General features: G+C 62.9%; 1 protein-coding gene. It reads right to left on the bottom strand.

The window, feature by feature from the left end:
* Positions 1–523, bottom strand: a 523-nt coding sequence (locus tag AC1DU6_RS35320) for a LysR family transcriptional regulator substrate-binding protein (RefSeq protein WP_477863236.1), incomplete at its 3' end; no start/stop codon positions are given.
* Positions 524–556: the final 33 nt, after the last annotated feature.

The following is a 556-nucleotide window of genomic DNA, read 5'->3' as shown; positions in this document are numbered from 1 at the left end:
CGTTCAGGCTTCGGTCGGCGAGAACCGTCGGCAGCCCACCCGATTTCGCGAGTTCGATCAGGGCCTCCACCGAGTTCATCTCGACGCGCACATCGAGCTTTGTATCCGGCGGCAGCGACTGGTCGAGAATGCGGCGGGTCGCAAAGGCCGTGGTCAGGAGTGCCAGCGGGCGGCGGGCGAGTGCCTGTAGCGTGATCGACTGTTGTCGCGATTGATTTTGAGACTTCGCAAGCACCAGGACGAGCCGTTCCTCGAACAGCAGGTCGACGCCCAAATCCGCATGCTGGGGCGGGGCGAAAGCAATCGCGAGATCGAGATCCCCGGACAGGATGCGTTGCTCGACACCGTTTGCTGAGCCGACCTCCACGCTGAGCCGAACGTCAGGATATTTCTCGCCGAAGCTGCCGATGATCTTCGGCAGGAAGGTCGTGCTGTAGGTGTAGATGACGCCGACACGAAGCGTGCCGGCCATGCCGCCCTCCAGCTCGGCTATGGCGGTGCGCGCCGCTTCGGTCTGAACCATCAGACGTTGTGCATGCTCGCGCAGTGCATGTCC

The organism is Roseateles sp. P5_B10 (genome assembly GCF_056400485.1).
The sequence above is the reverse complement of the archived record's forward strand: the minus strand, read 5'-3'. Positions and strand labels throughout refer to the sequence as shown.